The 24,217-nt window shown below is 57.8% G+C and carries 18 protein-coding genes and 1 tRNA gene; 7 read left to right on the top strand and 12 right to left on the bottom strand.

The window, feature by feature from the left end; genetic code table 11:
- Nucleotides 1–2,841 carry an excinuclease ABC subunit UvrA gene (gene uvrA / locus RAE09_RS08685; RefSeq protein ID WP_316981480.1) on the bottom strand — a complete coding sequence of 947 codons (2,841 nt, stop codon included), beginning with the start codon at nt 2,839–2,841 and terminating at the stop codon, nt 1–3.
- A 65-nt stretch (nt 2,842–2,906) separates the two neighbouring features.
- On the opposite strand from uvrA, the gene RAE09_RS08680 reads away from it, so the two are divergent.
- The 4 genes from RAE09_RS08680 (at nt 2,907) to RAE09_RS08665 (ending at nt 8,029) form a co-directional block, all read left to right on the top strand.
- On the top strand, nt 2,907–3,509 hold the full coding sequence (locus RAE09_RS08680) for an MBL fold metallo-hydrolase (protein ID WP_005327847.1): 603 nt from the start codon (nt 2,907–2,909) through the stop codon (nt 3,507–3,509).
- Nucleotides 3,510–3,586: 77 nt separating this feature from the next.
- Nucleotides 3,587–4,603, top strand: coding sequence for a DoxX family protein (locus RAE09_RS08675; RefSeq protein WP_005323270.1), 1,017 nt, complete (start codon nt 3,587–3,589; stop codon nt 4,601–4,603).
- Nucleotides 4,604–4,766: 163 nt separating this feature from the next.
- Nucleotides 4,767–6,992: a HelD family protein gene (locus RAE09_RS08670; RefSeq protein WP_316981479.1), complete on the top strand. Its 2,226-nt coding sequence runs from the start codon at nt 4,767–4,769 to the stop codon at nt 6,990–6,992.
- 20 nt (nt 6,993–7,012) lie between these two features.
- A complete protein-coding gene (locus tag RAE09_RS08665; protein ID WP_316981478.1) occupies nt 7,013–8,029 on the top strand; it encodes an App1 family protein in 1,017 nt (338 codons plus the stop codon).
- A gap of 67 nt (nt 8,030–8,096) precedes the next feature.
- Here the strand turns inward: RAE09_RS08665 and RAE09_RS08660 are convergent, their stop codons facing one another.
- The 7 genes from RAE09_RS08660 to rpsA form a co-directional block, all read right to left on the bottom strand.
- Entirely contained in the window at nt 8,097–8,537 is a 441-nt protein-coding gene (locus RAE09_RS08660; RefSeq protein WP_005323273.1) for a universal stress protein, read from the bottom strand.
- Nucleotides 8,538–8,620: 83 nt separating this feature from the next.
- Nucleotides 8,621–9,073: a universal stress protein gene (locus tag RAE09_RS08655; protein ID WP_005323274.1), complete on the bottom strand. Its 453-nt coding sequence runs from the start codon at nt 9,071–9,073 to the stop codon at nt 8,621–8,623.
- 129 nt (nt 9,074–9,202) lie between these two features.
- Nucleotides 9,203–11,296 carry an excinuclease ABC subunit UvrB gene (uvrB, locus tag RAE09_RS08650; RefSeq protein WP_179386448.1) on the bottom strand — a complete coding sequence of 698 codons (2,094 nt, stop codon included), beginning with the start codon at nt 11,294–11,296 and terminating at the stop codon, nt 9,203–9,205.
- Between the two features lie 40 nt (nt 11,297–11,336).
- Nucleotides 11,337–11,699 carry a DUF4259 domain-containing protein gene (locus RAE09_RS08645; protein ID WP_005323276.1) on the bottom strand — a complete coding sequence of 121 codons (363 nt, stop codon included), beginning with the start codon at nt 11,697–11,699 and terminating at the stop codon, nt 11,337–11,339.
- Nucleotides 11,700–11,789: 90 nt separating this feature from the next.
- A complete protein-coding gene (coaE, locus tag RAE09_RS08640) occupies nt 11,790–12,389 on the bottom strand; it encodes a dephospho-CoA kinase (RefSeq protein ID WP_316981477.1) in 600 nt (199 codons plus the stop codon).
- Nucleotides 12,390–12,470: 81 nt separating this feature from the next.
- Nucleotides 12,471–14,522 (bottom strand): glucose PTS transporter subunit IIA, encoded by a 2,052-nt coding sequence (locus RAE09_RS08635; RefSeq protein ID WP_250410846.1) that lies wholly within the window; start codon nt 14,520–14,522, stop codon nt 12,471–12,473.
- 297 nt (nt 14,523–14,819) lie between these two features.
- Complete coding sequence (gene rpsA / locus RAE09_RS08630) at nt 14,820–16,280, bottom strand: 30S ribosomal protein S1 (RefSeq protein ID WP_023021654.1); 1,461 nt, start codon at nt 16,278–16,280, stop codon at nt 14,820–14,822.
- Nucleotides 16,281–16,531: 251 nt separating this feature from the next.
- Between rpsA and RAE09_RS08625 the strand changes: the two genes are divergently transcribed.
- The gene (locus RAE09_RS08625; protein ID WP_316981476.1) at nt 16,532–17,263 is read left to right on the top strand and encodes a class I SAM-dependent methyltransferase; all 732 of its coding nucleotides are present in this window, start codon (nt 16,532–16,534) and stop codon (nt 17,261–17,263) included.
- Nucleotides 17,264–17,272: 9 nt separating this feature from the next.
- The gene (locus RAE09_RS08620) at nt 17,273–17,743 is read left to right on the top strand and encodes an RDD family protein (RefSeq protein ID WP_302257588.1); all 471 of its coding nucleotides are present in this window, start codon (nt 17,273–17,275) and stop codon (nt 17,741–17,743) included.
- Here the strand turns inward: RAE09_RS08620 and RAE09_RS08615 are convergent.
- The 3 genes from RAE09_RS08615 to polA all read right to left on the bottom strand — a co-directional run bounded on the left by RAE09_RS08615 (nt 17,707) and on the right by polA (nt 21,730).
- Nucleotides 17,707–18,063: a hypothetical protein gene (locus RAE09_RS08615; protein ID WP_302257587.1), complete on the bottom strand. Its 357-nt coding sequence runs from the start codon at nt 18,061–18,063 to the stop codon at nt 17,707–17,709. The two genes, RAE09_RS08620 and RAE09_RS08615, sit on opposite strands and share 37 nt — an antisense overlap.
- Before the next feature lie 75 nt (nt 18,064–18,138).
- Complete coding sequence (locus RAE09_RS08610; protein WP_302257586.1) at nt 18,139–18,993, bottom strand: DNA glycosylase AlkZ-like family protein; 855 nt, start codon at nt 18,991–18,993, stop codon at nt 18,139–18,141.
- Between the two features lie 88 nt (nt 18,994–19,081).
- A complete protein-coding gene (gene polA, locus RAE09_RS08605) occupies nt 19,082–21,730 on the bottom strand; it encodes a DNA polymerase I (protein ID WP_302257584.1) in 2,649 nt (882 codons plus the stop codon).
- A gap of 149 nt (nt 21,731–21,879) precedes the next feature.
- Here polA and RAE09_RS08600 point away from each other — a divergent pair.
- Nucleotides 21,880–21,953 (top strand) — tRNA-Leu (locus RAE09_RS08600).
- 53 nt (nt 21,954–22,006) lie between these two features.
- Here RAE09_RS08600 and RAE09_RS08595 read toward each other — a convergent pair.
- A complete protein-coding gene (locus tag RAE09_RS08595) occupies nt 22,007–24,190 on the bottom strand; it encodes a LamG-like jellyroll fold domain-containing protein (protein WP_316981475.1) in 2,184 nt (727 codons plus the stop codon).
- Nucleotides 24,191–24,217: the final 27 nt, after the last annotated feature.

Below are 24,217 nucleotides of genomic sequence, written 5' to 3'. Positions count from 1 at the left end.
CTACTTCAACATGTCCTTTAGGTAGCTACCGGTATAGGAGCCCTCCACCTGCGCGACATCTTCCGGGGTGCCCTGCGCGACTACGGTGCCACCGCCGGCACCGCCTTCCGGTCCCATATCCACGATCCAGTCCGCAGCCTTGATGACATCGAGGTTGTGCTCGATGACGAGCACCGAATTTCCCTTGTCTACAAGGCCCTGGATGACCAACATCAGCTTGCGGATGTCTTCAAAGTGCAGACCGGTGGTCGGCTCGTCCAGGATGTAGATAGTCCTACCGTTGGTGCGCTTTTGCAGCTCTGAGGCGAGCTTAACGCGTTGCGCCTCACCGCCAGACAGTGTGGTAGCGGCTTGGCCGAGGCGGACGTAGCCCAAGCCGACGTCGACAAGCGTGGCAAGGTAGCGGTGAATCGAGTTAATGGGTTCGAAGAAGTCCGCTGCCTCAGAAATTGGCATATCAAGAACCTCGGCGATGTTCTTTCCCTTGTAGTGCACTTCCAGGGTCTCGCGGTTATAGCGAGCGCCCTCACACACCTCACACGGAACATACACGTCCGGCAGGAAGTTCATCTCGATCTTGATGGTGCCATCGCCTTGGCATGCCTCGCAGCGCCCACCCTTGACGTTGAAGGAGAAGCGGCCGGCCTTGTAGCCGCGAACCTTGGCCTCCTGGGTTTCGGCAAAAAGGTTACGGATCTTGTCAAAGACGCCCGTGTAGGTCGCCGGGTTGGAACGCGGCGTACGGCCAATCGGGCTCTGGTCAACCTGGACCAGCTTATCCAGGTGCTCCACGCCCTCGACGCGCTTGGCGCGGCCGGGCACCTGGCGGGCGCGGTTGAGCTTATTGGCCAAGGTCTTGGCCAAAATCTCATTAACCACGGTGGACTTACCAGAACCAGAAACGCCGGTAATGCATGCCAACACTCCCAGCGGGATTTCGACGTTTATGCCCTTGAGGTTATTCTCGCGCGCGCCTACGACCTTCAGGGTGCGATCCTTGTCGATCTCGCGGCGGTGGTCAGGGACGGCGAGCACCTTCTTGCCAGAAAGATACTGGCCAGTCAGGGACTCCTCTACCTTTTCAATTCCCGCCGGTTCGCCTTGATAGACCACCTCGCCACCATATTCACCGGCACGCGGGCCCACATCGACAAGCCAATCGGACTCTCGGATGGTGTCTTCGTCATGTTCGACCACGATGAGGGTATTGCCAATATCGCGCAAACGCTGCAGGGTCTTAATAAGGCGCTGGTTATCGCGTTGGTGCAAACCAATGGAAGGCTCATCGAGCACATAAAGTACGCCGGCCAAACCGGAACCAATCTGCGTGGCCAAACGGATGCGTTGTGCCTCGCCGCCCGAAAGCGTGGACGCACCGCGATCCAGGGTCAGGTAATTCAGACCGACGTCCAGAAGGAAGCGCAACCGAGCCTGGGTTTCCTTGAGTACCGCACCGGCAATGATTTCCTCGCGGTGCCCCAGCACCAAAGAGTCCAGGAACTCAGAGGCATCTTCAATCGAAAGCGCACACAGCCCCGCAATGGACTGCTCACCGTGAGTAGTAGAGGCCAAGCGGACAGCCAAGATCTCCGGCTTCAAGCGCGTGCCTTTACAGGTGCTGCACGGCACGCGGCGGGTGTACTGCAGCAGGCGATCCTTTTGGGACTGAGAATCGGTCGTTTCCAGTTTGCGGTGAATGAAACCGGTCGCGCCCTCAAACGGCGCGGTCCAATTGCGCTGGCGCCCGTAGCGGTTCTTGTACCGAACCTGCACCTCCTCGTCCGTGCCATAGATGAGCGCATGGCGCTGCTCCTTGGTCAATTCGCTCACTGGCGTCTTAGGGTCAAAGCCCATTGCCTTGCCCAGACCCTCCACTAGTTTGACAAAGTAGCGGGAGTTGGGAGAGGAGTGCCACGGCTGAATCGCATCAACCGCCGGGGCATCCGGATCCGGAATAAGCAGGTCAACATCGACTTCCAGCTTGGTACCCAAACCATCACACACCGGGCAAGAACCAAACGGAGCATTGAAGGAAAAGGCACGGGGCTCATACTCTTCAATGGTCAAGGTGTGGCCATTGGGGCAGGCGGCCTTTTCCGAGTACGTGTGGGTGAGCTCTTCCCTATCTACGAACTCGATGGTGACCAGACCATCGGCCAAGCGCAGGGCCGTTTCCACCGAATCCGTTAAGCGTTGCTTCTGCGAGGCCTTCACCTGCAGGCGGTCAACCACTACCTCAATATTGTGCTTGATCTGCTTCTTTAGCTTGGGAGGATCGCTGAGCTGATGGGTCTCTCCATCCACTCGCACGCGGGAATAACCCTGCGCCGACAGGTCTTGGAAAAGATCCACAAACTCGCCCTTGCGCTTGCGCACTACGGGTGCAAGCACCTGGAACTTCAGCTTTTCTTCTAGTTCCAGCACCGCATCCACGATCTGCTGCGGCGTTTGGCGCTCAATTACCGCATCGCACTTTGGGCAGTGCGGCGTACCAGCACGGGAAAATAGCAAGCGCAGGTAGTCGTAGATCTCCGTGATCGTGCCCACCGTGGAGCGTGGATTATGGTTGGTGGATTTTTGATCAATGGACACCGCGGGTGACAGGCCATCAATAAATTCCACGTTGGGCTTATCCATCTGCCCTAAAAACATGCGGGCATAAGAACTCAAGGATTCCACGTAGCGGCGCTGGCCTTCAGCGAAGATGGTGTCAAAGGCCAGCGAAGATTTACCGGAGCCGGATAGGCCGGTAAAAACAACCATTTTATCGCGGGGGATATCGATATCCACGCCCTTGAGGTTGTGCTCGCGGGCACCGCGCACCACCAAACGATCAGCCACTGTGCTCAGACCTCCAGTCCTAGGGATTGCAATCTTCCCTCGAATGTACCCGTAGGCTGGGACACATGACTAACGAGCTTCAGCTACATCAGATTTCCGTGTCCGAGATGGACAATAACTGCTACCTCCTTCAGGCGGGCGAAGAGGGCTTGCTTGTCGACGCCGCCGATGACGCGCCCGCAATCCTCGACATGGCCCGCAAGGCCGGAGTGAAAATTACCGCGGTGCTCACGACCCACCGCCACTGGGACCACGTGCGCGCACTCGAGGAGATTTTGTCCGAAACGGGTGCTACTCACTACGCCTCCTTCCTTGATTCCCCCGCCATCCCGGCTGAGGTAGACGTGGAGCTGCGCAAGGGCGATTCCATCGAGTTCGCGGGTCTTCAGCTGCCAGTCATCATCTTGCGCGGCCACACCCCCGGCGGTGCAGCCCTAGTTGCAAGCATCGATGGCGTCACCAATCTCTTCGTAGGCGATTCCCTCTTCCCCGGTGGCCTGGGCAAGACTACCTCTGAGGGAGACTTCGTCCGTCTATATAAGGACGTCACCGCGCGCATCTTTGATGAGTTCCCCGACAATACGATCGTGCGCCCGGGACACGGCAAGTCCACGACCTTGGGCGAGGAGCGACCCAAGCTTGGTGACTGGTGGGAACGCCGCTGGTGATCCAAAGGCGGTTTTCCGCGTACAATGGTCTAGCACACGATAGGTCTAGAACAACGAGCTAAGGAGCTTTAAGGACTATGATTCGCAAGCTTGCCCGCCCCATGCTGGCATCCGTATTTGTATGGGAAGGCGTAGACAACCTGCGCAACGCGTCCGAGCATGTCAAGGAGACCGAGGGTTTCCTCAAGACCGTGCGCAAGGCCGTTCCTTCTGAGTACCAGGGCTACATCCCCAATGACCCAGAACTAGTTACCCGCGCCATTGGCGGCGCTAAGGTAGGCGCCGGCTCCACCTTGGCTCTGGGCAAGGCACCGCGCACTTCCGCTGCGGTACTGGCCGCCGCAACCCTGCCTAACCTGATTGGCAAGAATAACTTCTGGGCAGCAGACAACAAGGAAGACAAGGAATCCCGCCGCAACGGATTCGTTACCAACACCGCTTTGCTCGGCGCCCTATTTATCGCTACCCAGGACACCGAGGGCAAGCCTTCCCTGCGTTGGCGCGCACAGAAGGCCGGCAAGCGCACGAATAAGAAGATTCAGCAGGCACTGCCTACCAAGTCTGAATCCGAGCAGAAGCGCGAGGAGCTCTCTGCCCGTGCTAACGAGCTGTCTTCCAAGGCCGGCGACTGGATCAACGAGACCTCTGCCAAGGCACAGGCTTATGTAGACGACAACAAGGATGACTGGCAGTCCACCGGCCGTGGTCTGCTGGATACTGCAAAGTCCTATGTTGACGATGCCAAGACCTATGTAGAGGACAACAAGGACGATTGGCAGGAGTCTGGCCGCGGCTTGCTGGGCAACGCTAAGTCCTTCATTGAGGACTCGGTCGACAACGCCAAGACTTACGTTGAAGACAATAAGGGTGACTGGCTCGAGACCGCACAGGCTAATCGCGACATCGCCCGTACCCGTGCTGTGAAGGCAGCTACCAAGGCTCAGGCACGTGCCGACAAGGCCGTCGCCAAGCTGGATGGCGCCAAGTCCAAGCGCGCAAACAAGAAAGCCTCCAAGCACGCTGACAAGCTGCAGCAGGAGGCAAATAAGAAGATCGAGGCAGCTATCAAGAAGCTGGAAAAGCGCTCTAAGTAGCCACATCTTCCTTGGCCGAGTATCTCGGCGATGACTCAACGGCCCAGCCTTATGCTGGGCCGTTGTTCTTTGTCACAGCAGGGTCTAAACTCATCTCTCCCCCTCGCCGGACAGCGTGCCCGGCACCTTCCACCCCATCAACGTCCAATCACCAAGGAGTCACGTGAACTCAGCATCCCAAAAGCACGCGGCGGCCGCAGGTTCCTCGGAGCGCGAAGCCATCGCTACGGAGCAAGATTATGTGGACGGCCTTTTCTCCCGCCTCGACGATGAGGTGGCTGCAGCAAATGAACGGCTCAATGAGGTGCAGGCGGACGTAGATCCCTCCACCCCGGACGCAGATGCCTTGGTACGCCGCGAAACGGAATACCACGGGCTCCAAGCCAAGCTGGATCGTCTCAATGTGGCCCAAATGGGATTGGTCTTTGGCCGCATCGATATTGACGCCCCCGGTGACAATCCCACCGCGGAAGGCCTAGATCGCCGCTACATCGGCCGCATGGGACTCGATGCGCGTGAAGAGGACTATCGCACGCTCCTTCTAGATTGGCGTGCCCCCATGGCACGGCCCTTCTATCTCGCTACCACCGCCCAACCAGAAGGCGTGCACACCCGCCGCCAAATCCGCACCAAGGGGCGCACCGTCACCGGCATTCATGATGAGGTCCTTGCCGGTCCCGGCGTGCGTGAAGAAGAGGCCGGCGTAGCGAGCGAATCCGCTCTCTATCACGCTATGCAGCGAGCCCGCACGGGCCACATGGGTTCCATTGTGGAGACCATTCAGCGGGAGCAGGACGAGATTATCCGCGATAACACCCGCGGCGTGATGGTGGTAGAAGGCGGCCCTGGCACCGGTAAGACCGCAGTTGCGCTGCACCGCGTTGCCTATCTGCTCTATACCCACCGCGAGCTGCTTTCTGCCACTGGCGTACTCATCGTTGGTCCCAATAGCAGCTTCTTGGACTATATTTCGCGCGTGCTCCCAGAACTAGGCGAGACCGGCGTGGTGCTCTCCACCATCGGCGGACTCTTCCCTGGAATCGAACCGGAACACGAAGAAGACCTGGTGGCTCGGGAAATCAAGGGCAGCGACGCCATGGTGGAAATCCTCTCCACCGCGGTCAAGGACTACCAGCTGCTTCCCGACGACCCGCGTGAACTGGCAGTCGACGGCCTGGCCCTAGAGGTAACGCCCAGCATGGTGAAAAGCGCCCGCACACGTGCACGCCGCTCGCGAAAGCCACACAATGAAGCGCGTGGTGCCTTCATTGAGCACCTCGTAGAGGACCTAGCCCAGCAAATGGCAGAAAAGGTAGGTGCCGATCCGCTTGGCGGAAAAAATCTCCTTTCCCGCGCCGATATTGATCAATTCCACGATGACCTTGCTGAGGACGCGGCCGTTACAGCCTTGATCGATGAATTTTGGCCCGAACTACACCCCACCGATGTACTTGCTGCTCTAGTCTCCTCGCGAGAGCGCATCGCTTCTGCCGCCCACGGGTATGACGAGGAAACCCAAGAAGCGCTCTACCGTGCAGAGGGACGAGCATGGACGGATTCGGACGCGGCCTTGCTAGACGAGCTTGCCGTCCTCATCGGTCTGCCCAACCCTGAAGAAAAGAAGGCAGCCGATGATGCCGCGTGGCGCGAGCAAGTGGCGGATGCGGAAGACGCACTGGATATTTTGTCCTCCTCCGAGTCCACAGATAATGACGATGACATGTTTGAAGCAGAAATCCTCTCTGCCCACGATGTCATCGACGCCGAAACCTTGGCGCACCGCCAGGAGGTGCGCGATAAGCGCACCACTGCCCAACGTGCCCGCGAAGATCATACGTGGGCTTATGGTCACATCATCGTGGACGAAGCCCAGGAATTAACGCCTATGGAGTGGCGAATGCTCTTCCGCCGCTGCCCTTCGAGGTGGATGACTTTGGTGGGTGATACCTCCCAGACTGGTTCCCCGGCAGGTGTTGATGACTGGGGCGAGGCCCTCGAGCCCTTCGTGGCCCAACGCTTCCGTCACCACTTCTTAACCGTCAACTATCGCACCCCGCAGCCCATTACGGAATTGGCCAATGGACTGTTGGAAATGATTAACCCTGACGCCATTCCGGCGACAGCCATCCGTGATGGGGTGCAGGTGCGCCGGCTTGAGCAGGGCACCTACACCCCTGGAGTACACAGCGAAGAGGACGGCAGGCTCACAGCGGTTATTGATGCCGCCACGGCGGAGCGCTACAAGGGCCTCGAGTTTGATCACGTGGTCGTGCTCGATCCGCAGCGCATCGTGGATTCCTCCCCACAGGGATTGCAGAACCTCTATGTCTGCATCACTCGTGCCACTCAATCCCTCACGCTCGTTGGTGACTGCGGCGAAGTTCTTTAGGCTCCCGTAAGCTTTATGCCATGGCCTTATCTGACATCATGCGCAAAGCTGAAAGCTCACTTAACTCCATTACTTTGAAGCGCTCCCAACAGCGTGGATGGCAGCCCCTGATTGTGGGATATACAGGCTATGGCACCACCGATCAGGTGAGAATCTTCGGCCGCGTCCTCATGCACGATCCTGATGAAGGCAAGAAGGATACGTGGGGTCAGCGCGGCTACCAGCAGTTTCTTACCATTCAAGTAGGACACCACGACGTTTCGGTAACTATTGGGGAAAAGACTGTCACCGGCACCACCGATCGAAACGGATACATTGACTTACTAGTCCATGACCACGAATTAGAGCCCGGGTGGCATACGGCAACAATCGAGGCCGCAAACGCGAAAGCCGTGGAGGTCCAACTACTTATCGTTGATCCGGCGGCCAAGATCGGCATTATTAGCGATATCGATGACACGGTGCTTGTCACGTGGCTGCCGCGTGCGCTCACTGCGGCGTGGAATTCCTGGGCCAAGCGCCCTAGCAAGCGGCAGGCCGTTCCCGGAATGGCCGATTTCTATACTCAGCTACAGCAGCGCTTCCCCCAAGCCCCAGTGTTTTATCTATCTACGGGCGCTTGGAATACCTTTGGCTCGCTCAAGAAATTCCTGTCCCACCATGGTTTCCCCGCGGGTCCCATGCTGCTGACGGACTGGGGCCCAACGGAAACGGGACTTTTCCGCAGTGGTCAGGAGCACAAGCGTGTTCAACTGCGCAATCTACTCATTGCCTACCCGGATATGCAATGGATTCTCATTGGCGATGACGGACAGCATGATCCGCTCACCTACGGCGATGTGGCTAACGAGCATCCGGACCGGATCCACTCTGTGCTCATCCGCAATCTGAGCCCGCAAGAGCAGTTGCTCTCTCACGGCTCCCTGAGCCCTTTGGCCGATGCAAATGAGGAGGGCCACTTCTCTATCCCTTTGATTCAGGGCGCGAACGGCGACGCCATTGCCGCCGCATTCAACGCTGCACACCCAGCGGAGTAAACAGCGCTTAACGACGAAACCCGCCTTGGCCTTCCAACAAGACCAAGGCGGGTTTTAATCACCGCATTTAGCTGACGGTGTGAACGATCATTACATCGCAGTCGGACTGGCGAGCAACGTCTGCCGGCACGGAGCCCAGCAGGCGACCGGTCAGGGAGTTGATGCCGCGGTTGCCCACGATAAGCAGGTCAGCATCGTTGTCGTTGACGATGGACATCAGGGCCTGCACTGGGGTGCCCGGGCGAACAGCGGTTTCGACCTTGGAAGCGCCGAACTTCTCGGCGTGTGCCTTAGCATCCTTGAGGTTTGCCTCCGCCTTCTCATCGCCCAAGATGGTTACGGAATCCTGGCGCAGGGTCTTAGAAGCCTGCTCCTGGTTTTCGTAGTAAGCACAACCGATAATCAGATTGGAATCGAATGCAGCGGCGATCTTAGCTGCTCGCTCTACAGCGAGGAGAGAAGACTTAGAACCGTCAGTACCGACAACGATCGAGTTGTAGTCGCTCATGATGACCTTTCTTTGTGGGTGTGTACCCGGAGTGTTTATTTAGCCTACAGAGGCATTACTGCCAGTGTAACAACGAAAAAAGATTAACGTTTCTCGCTGGTATTAACTACGACGACGTCTACCTTTGACTTGTGGGTTAGTTCCGTTGGGACAGAACCAAAGACTCGACCACGAACGGAATTCACGCCGCGGTTTCCCACCACGAACAGGTCCACGTCATAGTCCTGACCTACTTCCAACAAGGCTTTTACTGGGTCTCCAGATTTCCCTACGATTTCAATGTGTTCCGCACCCTCCGACTCGGCGATACGGGTGGCATTGGTTAGGTAGGTACCGGCCATGTCCTCACTTACAACGGGCAGACCGGCTTCGTCGCCCCTCGGAGCACCAAGCATGGATCCAGCGTGGTTATAAAAAGCTGAGATAATAATCAGCTTAGCGTCGTACGCCCGTGCCATGGACGCCGCAGCGCGGACCGCGCGCAGGGAGGTTTCAGAGCCATCGGTGCCGACGGCAATGTTTTTATAAGTAAGCATTATTCTCCTTGCAGTTGAACTATTTCACAGTGACAACTAAACGGCGCTTCTGGCACTTATCCAGTATAACTAGCGCAGCCCTTAAGAGAAGTACCCGCGGAGCCAATCATCACTTTCAGGGGGAGAAAACTAAATTCCCGCTTCCTTCAATCCACGCAATTCCTTCTTTAGATCAGCAATCTCATCGCGCAGACGACCAGCCAGCTCGAATTTGAGCTCGCGTGCGGCGGCCCCCATTTGGGCCGAGAGGTCGTCGATAAGCGCCTGCACCTCATCGGTAGCCATGCTGGAAATATCCCGCTTCTCCACCACTGCAGAGGGGTCAGAGTTGGACTCTTCGTCCCCGCCGTCTTCATAGACTTGGTCAAGGATATCGGCAATCTTCTTCCGCAAAGGCTGCGGGTCGATGCCGTGTTCCTTGTTATAGGCTATCTGCTTTTCGCGGCGTCGCTCCGTCTCCTCGATTGCCTCTTGCATCGAATCGGTGATTTTATCGGCATACATAATCACCTCGCCAGAGACGTTACGGGCAGCACGGCCGATGGTCTGGATAAGCGAGGTGGTAGAGCGCAAGAAACCTTCCTTGTCCGCATCCAAGATGGCAACGAGCGATACCTCGGGGAGGTCAAGTCCCTCACGCAGGAGGTTAATGCCCACCAGCACATCAAACTCGCCAAGGCGCAATTGCCGCAAGAGCTCGACGCGCTGCAAGGTATCGATATCCGAGTGCAAGTAGCGCACCTTAATCCCCTGCTCCAGCAGGTAATCGGTGAGGTCTTCTGCCATGCGCTTAGTCAGCGTCGTCACCAGCACTCGCTCTTGCTGCGAAATGCGGGTGCGTACCTCATCAATAAGGTCATCAATCTGGCCCTTAGTGGGTTTGACGGTAACCTTCGGATCCACCAGACCAGTCGGGCGAATAACCTGCTCCACGTACTCACCGTCCGAGGACGTTAGTTCAAAGTCGCCAGGGGTGGCGGACATGTAGACGGTTTGTCCCACGCGTTGTTCAAACTCATCGAAGGTCAGCGGGCGGTTATCCACTGCGGAGGGCAGCCGGAAACCGAATTCCACCAGGTTGCGCTTGCGGGACATATCGCCCTCGAACATGCCGCCGATCTGTGGGACCGTGACGTGGGACTCGTCAATGATGGTGAGAAAATCCTCTGGGAAGTAGTCCAGCAGCGTTGCCGGAGCGGAGCCGGCCGGACGGCCATCGACGTGGCGGGAGTAGTTCTCGATGCCGGAGCAAAAACCTACCTGCTCGATCATTTCTAGATCGTATTCGGTGCGCATGCGAAGCCGTTGTGCCTCCAGCAGTTTGCCGCGGTTTTCCAGATCTTCCAAGCGCTCGGCCAATTCCTCTTTGATGGCGGCTACGGCCTTTTCCATGCGTTCGGGTCCTGCCACGTAGTGGGTCGCGGGGAAGATACGCACCTCGTCTACTTCCTCGATGACATCGCCAGTGACGGGGTGAATGTAGTAGAGGGAATCGATATCATCGCCGAAGAATTCAATGCGTACCGCACGTTCCTCATAAGCCGGAATGATATCGACCGTGTCACCCTTGGCACGGAAGGTACCACGGGTAAATCCCACGTCGTTGCGTTCGTATTGGATATCCACCAGCAAACGGAGAAAGCGGTCCCGGTCCAGCTCCTCGTCCACGGAAATAATGACTGAGCGATCCAAATAGGATTGCGGGGTACCCAAGCCATAAATGCACGACACGGAGGAGACAACCACCACGTCCCGGCGGGACAGGAGGGCCGAGGTAGCCGAGTGGCGCAGGCGCTCTACGTCCTCGTTTATGGACGAGTCCTTTTCAATATAGGTATCCGTCTGCGCGATATATGCCTCTGGCTGGTAGTAGTCATAATAAGAGACGAAGTACTCCACTGCGTTATGCGGCAGGAGCTGGCGCAGCTCGTTCGCTAGCTGCGCCGCCAGGGTCTTATTTGGCGCCATCACCAGCGTGGGCCGCTGCTGTTTTTCGATCAACCACGCAGCTGTGGCGGACTTACCTGTACCGGTAGCACCCATGAGTACAACATCGCGCTCATCGCGGTTGAGGCGTTCATTGAGCTCTGCAATAGCGGCGGGCTGGTCGCCGGCCGGTTCGTATTCAGAGACAACCTGAAACTCACCTGGGGTGCGCTCGACCTCGCTGACGACGCGGTGCTCGGAATTTGGAATAAGAGGATGTTCAGCAGCAAAAGCCATGCCCACTACTCTACTGCTTATACGGCGCAGCTAGCTATGTTCACGGCAAGGAGTCCTGCGCGGTGCGCAGCCACTCTTCCAGCTCGCCGGTGGTCTCCCACAGCGCATAAACCGAGGAGGTCTCTGGGCGCATCGCACTATTGATGCGACGGCGCAGCCATGCTTTAGACTGCGGCGTATACAGAGGCGCAAGATCCTCGCGGTGGATTCCTTCCGGCAGCGCATCAGCTTTCAGCTTCAATAAGGCGCCCAGTGCGATCATGGTTTCCGCGTCATCGGAGTCCATGGGCTCTTCGGCGCATGACTTCTGAAAGGCTTTGAGATCGAACGAGCCATCACGCAAGCTAGCGAGCAGTTCTCGCGCTGCATGATTGTCAAAAGGCCCAGTATCCCACGTTCCCACGGCGAGTAGCTTAAGACGCGAAAGTTAACGCAACTTCGAAACTGCGTGAACTCTAACCACCCAACGGTTAAAGTTTGGGTGACCCCGCGTCTAGGACTCCGCTTCTATGCGGTTCATGACCTCGGTCGCTCGCGCGCGCAGCTGCTCCAGCGTTCCGTTGTTGTCAATGACGTGCGTGGCTGCGGCCAATCGCACCTCATCAGGTACCTGCGCTGCTATGCGACGGCGCGCATCGTCCTCTTCCAACCCGCGTGAAGCAACGAGGCGACGGACGCGCTCTTCAACGGCCACGTCGACCACGATGACGTAGTCCATGTCTTTGTCTAAGCCGTTATCCACCAATAGCGGCATATCGTAAACGGCAAAGTCATAGCCTTCTTCACGTGCCTCCTCGAATTGGCGCTGCGTTTCCGCTTGGATGCGTGGATGGGTAATGGAGTTCAGCAACTCAGTGTGTTCCTTGTCCGCAAAGGCTCGCTTCGCTAACTCTTTGCGGTTGAGGCTGCCGTCCGGCAGCAAAATATCTTCTCCAAATGCTGCCGCCAGCTCCGATAGAGCGGGCTTGCCAGGCTTGACGACGTCGCGGGCAATGCCATCGGCGTCAACCACACGCCACCCCCGTTCGCGGCAGAGCGTTGCGACTGTTGACTTACCACTGCCAATACCGCCTGTAAGGCCAATGAGTTTCATGGCAGCCACCCTACGCGAAAAGGAACCCCGCCATACACGATGATGCGGGGTTCCTCTGTCGCTATAGGTGTCAGCGTTACTTTATTCCGCTGCTTCCTCCGGCTTCGGCGGAATGCGGAGCAGTTCATCACTCGGGGTAACCTGGCCGGCTTCGCCGGAGACCGCGCCGAATTTGGTGGCGTTAGTGACCACAACCGGAGTAATCAGGTTATAGCCCTTGGAACGGATGAACTCCGGGTCAAAGCTAATCAGCTTATCCCCTGCGGAAATGCGTTGCTTCTTTTCCACGTGCACGTCGAATCCTTCGCCTCCCAGTTCCACGGTATCGAGCCCTACGTGGATGAGCAGTTGCACGCCATTGTCGAGGCTTAGGCCTACCGCATGGCCGGACTTTTGAACGGTGAGCACCTTGCCGTCGGCAGGCGCATAGACGGTATTGCCAGTTGGCTGGACTGCCATGCCAGGCCCCAGCTTTGCGCCTGCGAAGATAGGATCCGGGACCTCCGAAAGATCAACTGCCTCGCCCTCTAGAGGGGAATCCAACACGATGTCGTCCTTACCGGCCTGCTTGGCGGCTACACCAGTAGCAGCAGCGCCCGCAGCGCTGGCAGCAACGGCGCCACCCGCATTCGGGGACTCTCCCTTGTCGGCCTTGGCGGGCTTAAACTCCGAACGAGCAGCTACGTCATCCACAGATTCGCCCTGTTCGCGGGCGATGCGCTCCAAGTCTGCCTGCTTTTCTTCTGCTGTGCGGTAGCCGAAGAACAGGGTCAGGAAGAAAGAGGTAAGGAATGCAGCCGTGATACCAAGGACGTAGCCCAGCTGCGGCGTCATAGCGCCGGTGGTCAATGCAGAGGTAAAGACGAAGGCCTCAGCGCGGACATCAAAGATACCGATGATTGCGCCGCCTACCGCACAACCTGGCAGCAACCGGTAGTAGCTGCGGCGGAAGCGCAACAAGATGCCGTAGAGGGAAGGCTCCGACACGCCACCGAGGATGCCCGCTGCGAAGGCACCAATAGAGACCTGGCGCATGGCATTGTTCTTCTCCCTGAAGGAGATAACCATGACCGCGCCAACAACGCCGAAGCAGGCGAAGTTCCATGCGCCCATCGGGCCTTGGATGAAGTCGTAGCCGTAGGTCGCGATGTTCTGAATCATGATGACATTCAGCGGCCAGTGCAGGCCCATCGGAACGAGGAACGGGTACAGCAGCGGAATGACGATAGCCAAGATGAACGGCGAGAAATCATTGATTTGGTACAGGACCCAGGAAATGCCATTGCCCACGCCAATGCCGAACGGGCCGAGCAGGAAGGCCGTTGCCGGAATCATGATGAGCAAGGAGAAGAACGGCACGAAGACCATATGAACTGCGCTCGGGATGATCTTCTTTAGCCCCTTTTCCACCCAGTACAGGCCGATCGCGGCCAAAATGGGCGGGAATACCTGGGAGCCATAGGAGTTGATGACCAACGGCAGGCCAAACACGTTGACGGTATCGCCCTGCTCACCCAGCGACATAAATTCGGGGGTCAAAAGTGCTGCGGGAATAGCTGCGGAGACCCACATATTCGCGCCCAGCTTTTGGGCCGCGGTCGCACCGACCATTACGGGCAAGAAATAGAAGACCGACTGGAACATGGCATGAGCCAGACGGAAGCCTTCCGGCTGCTCCTCCAGCGGTGCACGGAAATCCTGGATGTGTGCCGTGTCCGCCAGGATGAGCAGCATGATGATGAGCGAGGCGCCGAGCAATGCCCACAGGACGGGGCGGAAAGTATCAGAAAGGAACTCGAAGCAGTAATCTACCCAGTCATACTTACCGCGAACACCGTCATACTCCTTCTTGGAGGACGCTTCTTTGTCGCCGGAAGCATGCACACCGGGCTGCTTGATGATCTCGTTGTAGTAGTCAGCAACGCCGCCGCCCATGACTACCTGGTAGCCGTGAGCGCCCTGGGGCACGGTACCAAGCACCGCTGGGTCGCTATCGAGCTTTTCTTGGTCAACTTTCCCCGCATCGGCCAGTTGAAAGCGCAGGCGCGTCGCGCAGTGCGTCAGCGACGTGATGTTGTCGGCGCCGCCGATACTCTCAACGATGTGGGTGGAAGTGTCCTTAATAGATGCCACTTCTTACTCCTCAGTTCAAATACCACTTATAACCAGTACTGCACTGGCTATAACGTCAGGTTTGAGTATAAGAGGATTCCCACATGAACAAAAGCCCGTTTTGTGGACTTGCCAGGGAGTTTTTCCACTTGTCACTGCTTGTCCGCTGGTCAACCATCTAAAGGCAACGAACATCCCGGCAAACGATTGCACAAACTGTCTAAAAGATCACAAAAGCCGCGCCCACCCCATCTAGGTGATGAAGCGGGCGCGGCCGTGAGCCAAGCCTTCAGGCTTAGCGGAAACTAAGCGGAAGCTTTAGTTGCCAGCGAGCTTGTCGCGCAGTGCGGCGAGCTGCTCGTCGGAAGCCAGGGAGCCGCCAACCTCTGCCTGAGTCTCGGATGCCGGAGCTGCATCGGAGGAATCAGAGGAGTAGTTGGAGGACTCAGCAGACTCAGCAGCCTCAGCGGCTGCGGCGCGGTTGCGCTCGATCTGAGCGGTGTGCAGGTTGAAGCGACGCTCGGACTCTGCGTAGCGTGCCTCCCAAGCCTGACGCTGCTCGTCGAAGCCTTCCTTCCACTCGTTGGTTTCAGGGTCGAAGCCCTCAGGGAAGACGTAGTTGCCCTGCTCGTCGTAGGAGTCAGCCATGCCGTACTTGGACGGATCGAACTCTTCGGTGTAGTCCTCGTCTGCCTGCTTAACGGACAGGGAGATACGACGACGCTCGAGGTCGATGTCGATGACCTTGACCATAACTTCCTGGCCAACGGTGACAACCTGGTCCGGAACCTCGACGTGGCGCTGAGCCAGCTCGGAGATGTGAACCAGGCCCTCGATGCCCTCCTCGACGCGAACGAAGGCGCCGAACGGGACGAGCTTGGTGACCTTGCCCGGAACGATCTGGCCCACAGCGTGGGTGCGGGCGAATACGCGCCACGGATCTTCCTGGGTAGCCTTCAGGGACAGGGAAACGCGCTCGCGGTCAAGATCAACGTCCAGAACCTCAACGGTTACCTCGTCACCAACGGTGACAACCTCAGATGGGTGGTCGATGTGCTTCCAGGACAGCTCGGAAACGTGAACCAGGCCGTCGACACCGCCGAGATCGACGAAGGCGCCGAAGTTGACGATGGAGGAAACAACGCCCTTGCGGACCTGGCCCTTCTGCAGCTGGTGCAGGAACTCGGAGCGAACCTCGGACTGGGTCTGCTCGAGGTATGCACGGCGGGACAGGACAACGTTGTTGCGCTGCTTGTCCAGCTCGATGATCTTTGCTTCCAGCTCCTGGCCGATGTACGGCTCCAGGTCACGGACGCGACGCATCTCAACGAGGGATGCAGGCAGGAAGCCACGCAGGCCGATATCCAGGATGAGGCCGCCCTTGACAACCTCGATAACGGTACCGGTAACAGGCTCTTCCTTGGCCTGCAGCTCCTCGATGGCGCCCCATGCGCGCTCGTACTGTGCACGCTTCTTGGACAGGATCAGGCGACCTTCCTTGTCCTCCTTGGTGAGAACAAGTGCGTCAACCTCATCGCCGACCTCAACAACCTCGTCCGGGTTGACGTCGTGCTTTATGGACAGCTCGCGGGAAGGGATAACGCCTTCGGTCTTGTATCCGATGTCCAGCAGTACCTCGTCGTGGTCAACCTTGACGACGGTACCCTCGACAATGTCACCATCGTTGAAGTACTTGATGGTGGCGTCTACAGCTGCGAGGAAGTCCTCAGCGGTTCCGATATCGTTAATCGCAACCTGCGGGGTGTTAGAAGATGGCATATTGAAAAAATGCTCCGAATAAATGTAGGAAATCGAAATTGGACAACTGCGCGTCTCTCGAAAAAAGCTTGCTAAGCTGCGCAAATGCAGCTAAAAAGAGGAATATTCGATCCCGCCTCGTAATTGCTTAAAGCCTTCCTACAGGGGCTTAGAACAACCCGTGGCATAGACACGCCCGTCTAACACTACATCTGTCCAGCTTAAAGGGCAAATACACGGACCAACTATTTCGCAAAGGAATTTCTCCCACCGTGACTTCCCCCTCGCACGCAAACCAGGCCTACTGGGATAGCGACGCCGCCAGTTACCACGCCGAGCACCCCGACTATCTTTCTTCCTTTTACTGGTGCCCAGAAATGCTCCACGAAGATCAAGCACACTTGCTAGGCGACGTCTCAACTTCTTCCGTCCTCGAAATTGGCTGCGGCTCCGCCCCGTGCACCGAATGGCTGCAGTCGCGCGCGCACTTCGCCACCGGCTTCGATATCTCCCGCGGCATGCTGAACCACGCTGCCCCCGGACTCCCATTAGCCCAAGCCGATGCGCTTTCACTCCCCTACGCCACCGACTCCTTCGACGCCGCATTCTCGGCTTTCGGAGCCTTTCCCTTCCTTGCCAACCTTGACTTAGCCCTAAGTGAAGTCTCCCGCGTTCTTAAACCAACTGGTCGCTTTGTCCTTTCAGCCAACCACCCGATGCGCTGGATATTCCCTGATGACCCCGCCGATCTGACGGCCGATATCAGCTATTTCGATCGTGCTTATCTGGAGCAAGACCGCGATGGCAACCTGACCTATGCGGAATTCCACCGCACTATCGCCGATTGGTTTCAGGCTTTACAGGGCGAAGGCCCTTTCCTAATCGAGGACATTATCGAGCCCGAATGGCCTAAGGATCTCACCACCACTTGGGGCCAATGGTCGCCAAAGCGAGGCGAAATCTTCCCCGGCACGATTATTTTCGTCTGCCAGAATTGCCGCTAACCTATGGGCATGTTTCTGGATCGAATTGGCCTACTTTTGCGCCGTGGCCTCGCATGGTGGATCGACGCCTTCCTGGCAGCGGCCGTCATCGTTGTGGCGCGCTGGGCAATCAATGCACTTGCCGACGCCCCCTTAACCGGCCACACGCTCGAAATTTACAATGCTGTGGCCCTCGCTCTAGTCTTTTATGCCTACCGCGTATGGGCCGAGGCGACGAAGACAACTTCACTGGGAAAATGGTCACTCAAGCTGGAGATCCTCGCTACCCACCCCGGCTTGCGCGCGGCCTACCTCCGCAATTCCTGGCTGCTACTCTCCCTGCTCACGCTGACAGGATTGCCGTTCATCATGCCGCTACTACTAGGCGTTTTGAGCGTCTGCGTCCTCACCTTCGGCCAAACCCCTTTTGACATGCTGGCCAATTGCCTAGTCGAGCGCCGACCTCAGATGGACACGCCTTCTTTTCGCGGCACCAAGTAATACAGGAGCGCAAAGACTACCAGGACAGCGAACATCCAAGAAGATGGGAAGAGGAATGCTAGTGCCGTAGCTACCACCATCACCGCGGCGGCCGTTAGTCTTCTGACCTTCGGGTTGGCTGCCACGCGGGCGATGGTCATGGCGGCCACAACATACGACACCGCAATAATTCCGTACCCGATGGCATAGGCCTTATGTTCTGCAAGAAACCGTTCAAGCCCGAGGCCAGCAATATCGATGGCTAGAAAGTTTACTTGAATGGCCCACAGGCTTTCAAAGACGCGGAGGATCCACTTATTCGTCTTCTCTTCTAACGTCACTGCTCGGCAATTCCCTTCTTGGCCTATCGACTTACACTCATAACTTTTTCCGCACAGCAAAGGCTACCTAAAAACTTAGTGCGCATCCCGCCACAACTTTTGAACTTCCCGCATTGCATAGCCGGGCATGCCCAAGTCCTCAATGGCTTGCTTATTCCACGTCCCACGAACCTGGCCGTCCACCACGATGGCGCGGCGAAATACTCCACGATTTCCCGGTACCAGTACTTCATGGACCTCGCTTGTCATCGCAAATAGACGGTCTTGATAACCCAAGATGTACTCGTCAAATGCTCCCAGCAGCAATACCGATTGCTTCTTGCGCGCTTCAGCCGTTTCCACTACCTCGACAGAAACAAAGTCCTGCGAATTTTCACCACAGCGCACGATGTCCGGCGGGAGGTTCTCGGCAGCGGGCCGGATCAGTCTTTGTGGGAGCTTTGCCCACCAGGCAAAGTCCCGCAATGTTGCGGGACCGTGAGTGCGGAAGTACCGAGTCATCAGCTCCACGGTCGCCGCAACTCTATCGCCATTGAAGGTCTCCTCTAGCCCCGGCAGATCCACCGGTGTGATGAGCTGATCGGCTCCGGAATAGACAGCGTGACCGCTTTCCATTGCTACACGCACAACGTGCCAGAAAGGCACGCCCGGCAACGCTGTGGCAGCCTGTTCTTTCAGCTCGGCACGCGAAAGCGGACGACCAATGAGCTTGTTTACCTCTGCCCGCAGCTCGGTATCACCCTTGCGCCCTTTGGCGCAGAGTTCGGTTATCCAGCCTATGTCCTTGATAGAAGCCGCGAAAAGCGTATTGCGCATGGGATACCCACGCACAATGTTTCCAGCATCCGAATGGTCTTTCGCCCGCAAAGCCAGTGACCGGCGCACCGAGTGCAGGTCCTGGCCTTGCATTACGCCGAAAGCGCGGGCCACATCCTCAGCACTCTCCCACCGCCGCACTGTTAGGCCTTGCGAGGCGAGCCTCAGGCGCGCCCTTTCCCGGCGGGAGAATTTAACCGAGCTAGTGGGCTGCGGCATCCCAATCCTTGCCGGCGCCGGCGGAGACCTCCAGCGGCACGTTCAGCTCGATCGCTGAGTCCATCTCGCGCTCGAGAATCTCTCGAACCTTGTCCGCCTCACCGGGGGCGACTTCGACCACCAATTCATCGTGTACCTGAAGCAGCACGCGAGACTTCATCCCTTGCAGTGCGCGGTCTACGCGAATCATCGCCACCTTAATAATGTCAGCGGCAGTGCCCTGAATCGGTGCATTAAGCGCTGCGCGCTCCGCGTTCTCGCGTGCTAGGCGGTTATCGGAGTTTAGCTCTGGCAAGTAGCGGCGACGGCCGAAGAGCGTTGCCGTGTAACCATCCTTGCGGGCTTGGACCACGACTTCATCGAGGTACTTCTTCACGCCGCCAAAGCGCTCGAAGTAGCTTTCCATGATGGACTTTGCCTCCCCCGCCGGAATGCCCAATTGCTGGGATAGACCAAAGGCAGACAGCCCGTAGACCAACCCATAGGACATGGCCTTAACCCGGCGGCGCAGCTCGGATGTCACCTGGTCAATGGGAACGTCAAAAACTCGAGAGCCAACATAGTTGTGCAGGTCTTCGCCTTCCTTGTATGCCTCGATGAGGCCCGGGTCAGCGGAGAGATGCGCCATGACACGCATCTCAATCTGGGAGTAGTCCGCAGTCATGAGCTCATCGAAGCCATCGCCCACGATGAAGGCAGAACGGATCTGGCGGCCGGCCTCCGTACGTACAGGGATGTTTTGCAGGTTGGGTTCGGTGGACGACAAGCGGCCGGTAGAGGCCACAGTTTGGTTAAACGTGGTGTGAATGCGGCCGTCAGGCTGCACGGTTTTGATGAGGCCCTCCAGGGTGGTCTTCATCTTCTGGTACTCGCGGTGTGCCAAAAGGTGATCCAGGAAGGGATGGGGGTTCTTGGCCGCGAGCTGTTCAATCTCCTTGGCCGCGGTGGAATAGCCCGTCTTCGTCTTCTTGGTCTTGGGCAGCTCAAATGTCTCAAAGAGCACGGTTTGCAGCTGCTTCGGCGAGTTGAGGTTGAGCTTGTCATCGCCGGCAAGCTCGCGGGCGGCGCGCTCTTGTTCGGCAACCTGCTCTACAAAGGCATCCTTTTGCGTTTCGAGAATGTCAACGTCAACGGCAATTCCGGTAGCCTCCATGCGCGCCAGAATGGTTACCAGCGGCAGCTCGAGGTCGGTATAGAGCTCGAAAGAGTCAATCTCCTGTAGCTCTGCGGTGAGCCTTTCTGCAAGCTCCATAATTGCTGCGGCCTGGTCCACTAGAGAGGAATCATCCAGCAGGGAAAGCTGTTCCGTGGCGGCGCCGAGGGTCTTTTGGAGGTGGCGCTGGTAGACGTCGGCAAGCGCGTAAGTGCGCTGACCGGGCCGTAACAGGTAAGCGGCAAGGGCCGTGTCATGAGCGATGCCTGCCAGCTCAATCCCGCGGCCGGCGAGCATATGGAAAGCGGCCTTCGCTTCGTGGAAATACTTCGGCGCATCGGAGGCCAACCACTGCGCAAGGGCCTTATCGTCCTCGGCAGTAAGATCGCCCAGCTCCACTTGCAGGCCGTGGCGTTCTTGATCCACGAAAGCAATCGCCGAAACATCACCCTGCCCCGGGTTTCCCTCGCCTTGGACATAAACTGCAACGTGCTTACGGCCAGGCAGCCACTGAGACAATGGCTCATCGTCGATGACTGTTTCTAGCTCTTGGACTTCCTCGGCTTGCTGCGCTGCCTCAGCACCATCATTGGGAATGGCGGCGAGTACGCGATCACGCAGGTTGGTACCGAACTCTAGGTCATCGAACTTGGCGGCAACGTCGGCGACCTTGGCTTCCTTGAAGGCCAAATCAGCAGGACCGACCTCTAGGTCCATGTCCGTAATCATCTGGGTGAGCTTGCGGTTCATCTGCACCTGCTCGATGCGCTCGCGGAAGTTATTGCCCACCACGCCCTTAATTTCCTCGGCGTGCTCTACCAAGGATGCCAAGTCTCCATACTTGACTATCCACTTGGTGGCAGTCTTCTCGCCCACCTTTGGGATGCCCGGCAAATTATCGGAAGGATCGCCACGCAGCGCGGCAAAGTCTGGGTACTGCGCGGGGGTGAGACCGTACTTTTCTTCTACCGCGGATGGGGTAAAGCGGTGGAGCGTGGATACGCCCTTCATGGGATAGAGCACCGTCGTGGACTCATTAACCAACTGCAGGTAGTCACGGTCTCCGGTGACGATGAGAGTCTCATAGTCCTGTGCCTCGGTTGCGAGAGTAGCCAGGATGTCATCGGCCTCGTAGTTCTCACGAGAAAGGGTGGTAATGCCCAGTACCTCGAGCACCTCGCGAATGAGGTCTACCTGCCCCTTGAATTCCTCCGGCGCGGCCTCGCGCTGGGCCTTATAGTCAGGGAACATCTCAGTGCGGAAGGTCTTGCGCCCCACGTCGAATGCCACCGCAATGGCGTCGGGGGTCTCTTCCGCCACGATATTAGAGAGCATCGATAAGAAGCCATACACGGCATTAGTGTGCTGACCTCCTGAGGTGGAGAAATTATCCACCGGCAGGGCATAGAAGGCACGAAAGGCCATAGAGTGGCCGTCAATGAGCAGAAGTCGAGGCTGATTAGTAGTCACCTGCCCCATCCTAGAGAAGCACCCCGACATCCGAACACCCCGGTGTAGATATTGTGGATGACGTGGGCATTCCCCCGCTACCAATACCCAATTAGGAATTCGCCTAGTGCCTGCGCTACTATTTTCACAGTCAAAGGCAATCCGCCTTTACACTGTGCGCCCCTGTAGCCCAATTGGCAGAGGCAACGGATTCAAAACCCGTCCAGTGTGAGTTCGAGTCTCACCAGGGGCACAACGAGATAAGGCCTCGGTTTCCACTAAGTCAGGGAAACCGAGGCCTTTGCTTTAGCCCAGTTCAGGCAGGGTTGGCAGGTGGTACTTGCGCAGGAGCGCGTTGATTTGCGGGATTGAGGCCTTCAGCTGCGGTAGTGCAAGACCGATGAGTCCGGCCACGCCCGCGATGCCGAGGATTGCCCCCAGAACTGCGGGCTTGGAGCTCGCGCCGTTGCTCGATGCGGAGCTGCCCGCGGCTGGCTGCGTAGTATCAGCCGGTTTGCCGTCCCCGTGTGCACGGGCGGTAAGCCATTCGTCCTTGCCCAGAACACCCTGGGTCAGGCGGGTCTCGCCGATCCAGCCGTACCACGGATCCTGCGGGCGCTGGTTATCAAAACCGCCACCCATAACCCACTGCAGGTCGCGCGGGAGAAGACCTTCGGCACCTACCGCGTTGCGTAAGATAGGCGCGCCGTTGATGAACATCTCCACGCTATCGCGCTGAGGATCATTGACCACGGCAATGTGCATCCACTCGTCCTTGGGCACCTCGTGGGACCATACGGTAGAACCGCTTCCTTGCTTCGGCTCCGCCCACCAGCGCAGCTCGCGGAGGTTGGAGATGCCAAACATGACGGTAGGGTCCGTGTCTTCGGAGCCGTCGACTAATTTATTGATCGCAGAGTCGCGGCTAAGCGCACTTCCCCAGCCATGCTGGGCACCATTGAAGTCTTTAGGAATCTTGACGAAGGATTCGAAGGTATACCCCTTGGTGGTATCGACGCTATTGGCTGCCGCTCCCTTATCGGTGCGGAACTCGGCATTGCCTACCTTGCCGGCAGGGTCGGACCAGAAGAGGGAGCCGGAATCAGAGGACAGCGGGTGGTGATCGGAGCTATAGGTCACCCGATCGCCTAGCATGGCGCCAGAACGATGCAGGTCACTGCCCGAATCGCTGGCAATATCGGGGATGGTGGTGCCGCGGCCGGCAGGGGCGCCGTCGGCGAGCGCATGCCCGTCCTTGTCTTGGGCCTGGCCCGGGCGCCAGTGGAATACCGTGTGGTCGTTCTTGGCAAAGTCATCCGCGCCCTTGGGCAGCTCATCCTCCGCGATGGTATAGGGCCTATAGCCTTCCGCGGCGATGTCGCGCGCACGCTGCGCCAGGTCCGGCTGGTGGCCCTCGCCCACGGCGAAATCCGGCGAAAAGGACGAAAAGCGCTGCTCAAAGTCGAACGGAATGGCGTAGCTATCGCCCTCATCATCCAGGGTGAGCTTGTCGAACTGCGTCAGCTCCTCGTGCGGCTTCTGCGCCACCCACGGCGAGAGAGCGGTCATCTCCAGCTGCTTGCCGGAAAGGTCGAACTCGAGCACGCCCAGCAATCCATTACCACCCTGATAGGCCATCTGATAGTCCTGCAAGATGGAAACGACGTCATGGCCGGCATCGTTCTTATCCACGCGGTAGCCCGCACCGTGGTGGTGGCCACCCATCACCAGGAAAATCTGGTCGTTGCGCTTGATGAACGTATCCCACAAGCCCTTGCCATAGTCATCGGAATAGAAAACGTTGCCCTCCCCGTCGATGTTGAGGGCCTCATGGGTGGTCACAATGACCGGAAGGTCTGGGTGCTGATCAATGATGCCTTGCGCCCATGCAATGGCCCTTTCATCGGCGCGCCAGCCGAGCGCAAGGTTGAGGTACTTCTGACCCTCGGCTTCAAAGATGTGGGCCTCGGAGTCATTATTGACCGCAGTGTAACGTTCTTGGAAGGTCTCCGGATTAGCGGCCTTGGCACGATCGGCGCTAAACCACTTGTCATACGGGTGAGCCGACGCACCCTCCACGTCCATGTCGTGATTGCCGGGCAGGATGGAGTAGTTCAGGTCAGAATCATCGAGGACCTGCATGGCCTTATCGGCTACCTGCCATTCGCCCTCCACGTTCCATTGGTCGACGACATCGCCCAAGTAGGTGACAAAATCCATGTTCAGCTCGTCTTGGTGATCTACCAACCATTGAGTTTGGGCCAAATAGGGTTCGCTTCCGTAGCGAGCTTGGGCCAAGTTGCCCGTCTCCGGGGTGGAATAGCGCGAGTAGAACTGGGTATCCGGTAAGACGCCGATACTGAAACGAGAGCCCTCGCTTGGCGACGCCCCCTCGGCCCCAAAATCCGCAGCACTTGCGGCCGGTACAACAACGAGGTTTCCCACCACCGCGGTTGCAGTTAGCGCAGGCAGGACGAAACGATTTTTCATAGAGAGTCCTTTAAGACTGGAAAGGGA

It is taken from the genome of Corynebacterium tuberculostearicum (assembly GCF_032821615.1).
Taxonomy (GTDB): domain Bacteria; phylum Actinomycetota; class Actinomycetes; order Mycobacteriales; family Mycobacteriaceae; genus Corynebacterium; species Corynebacterium tuberculostearicum_H.
Note: the sequence above shows the minus strand (reverse complement) of the source record. Positions and strands in the feature narration are given on the sequence as shown.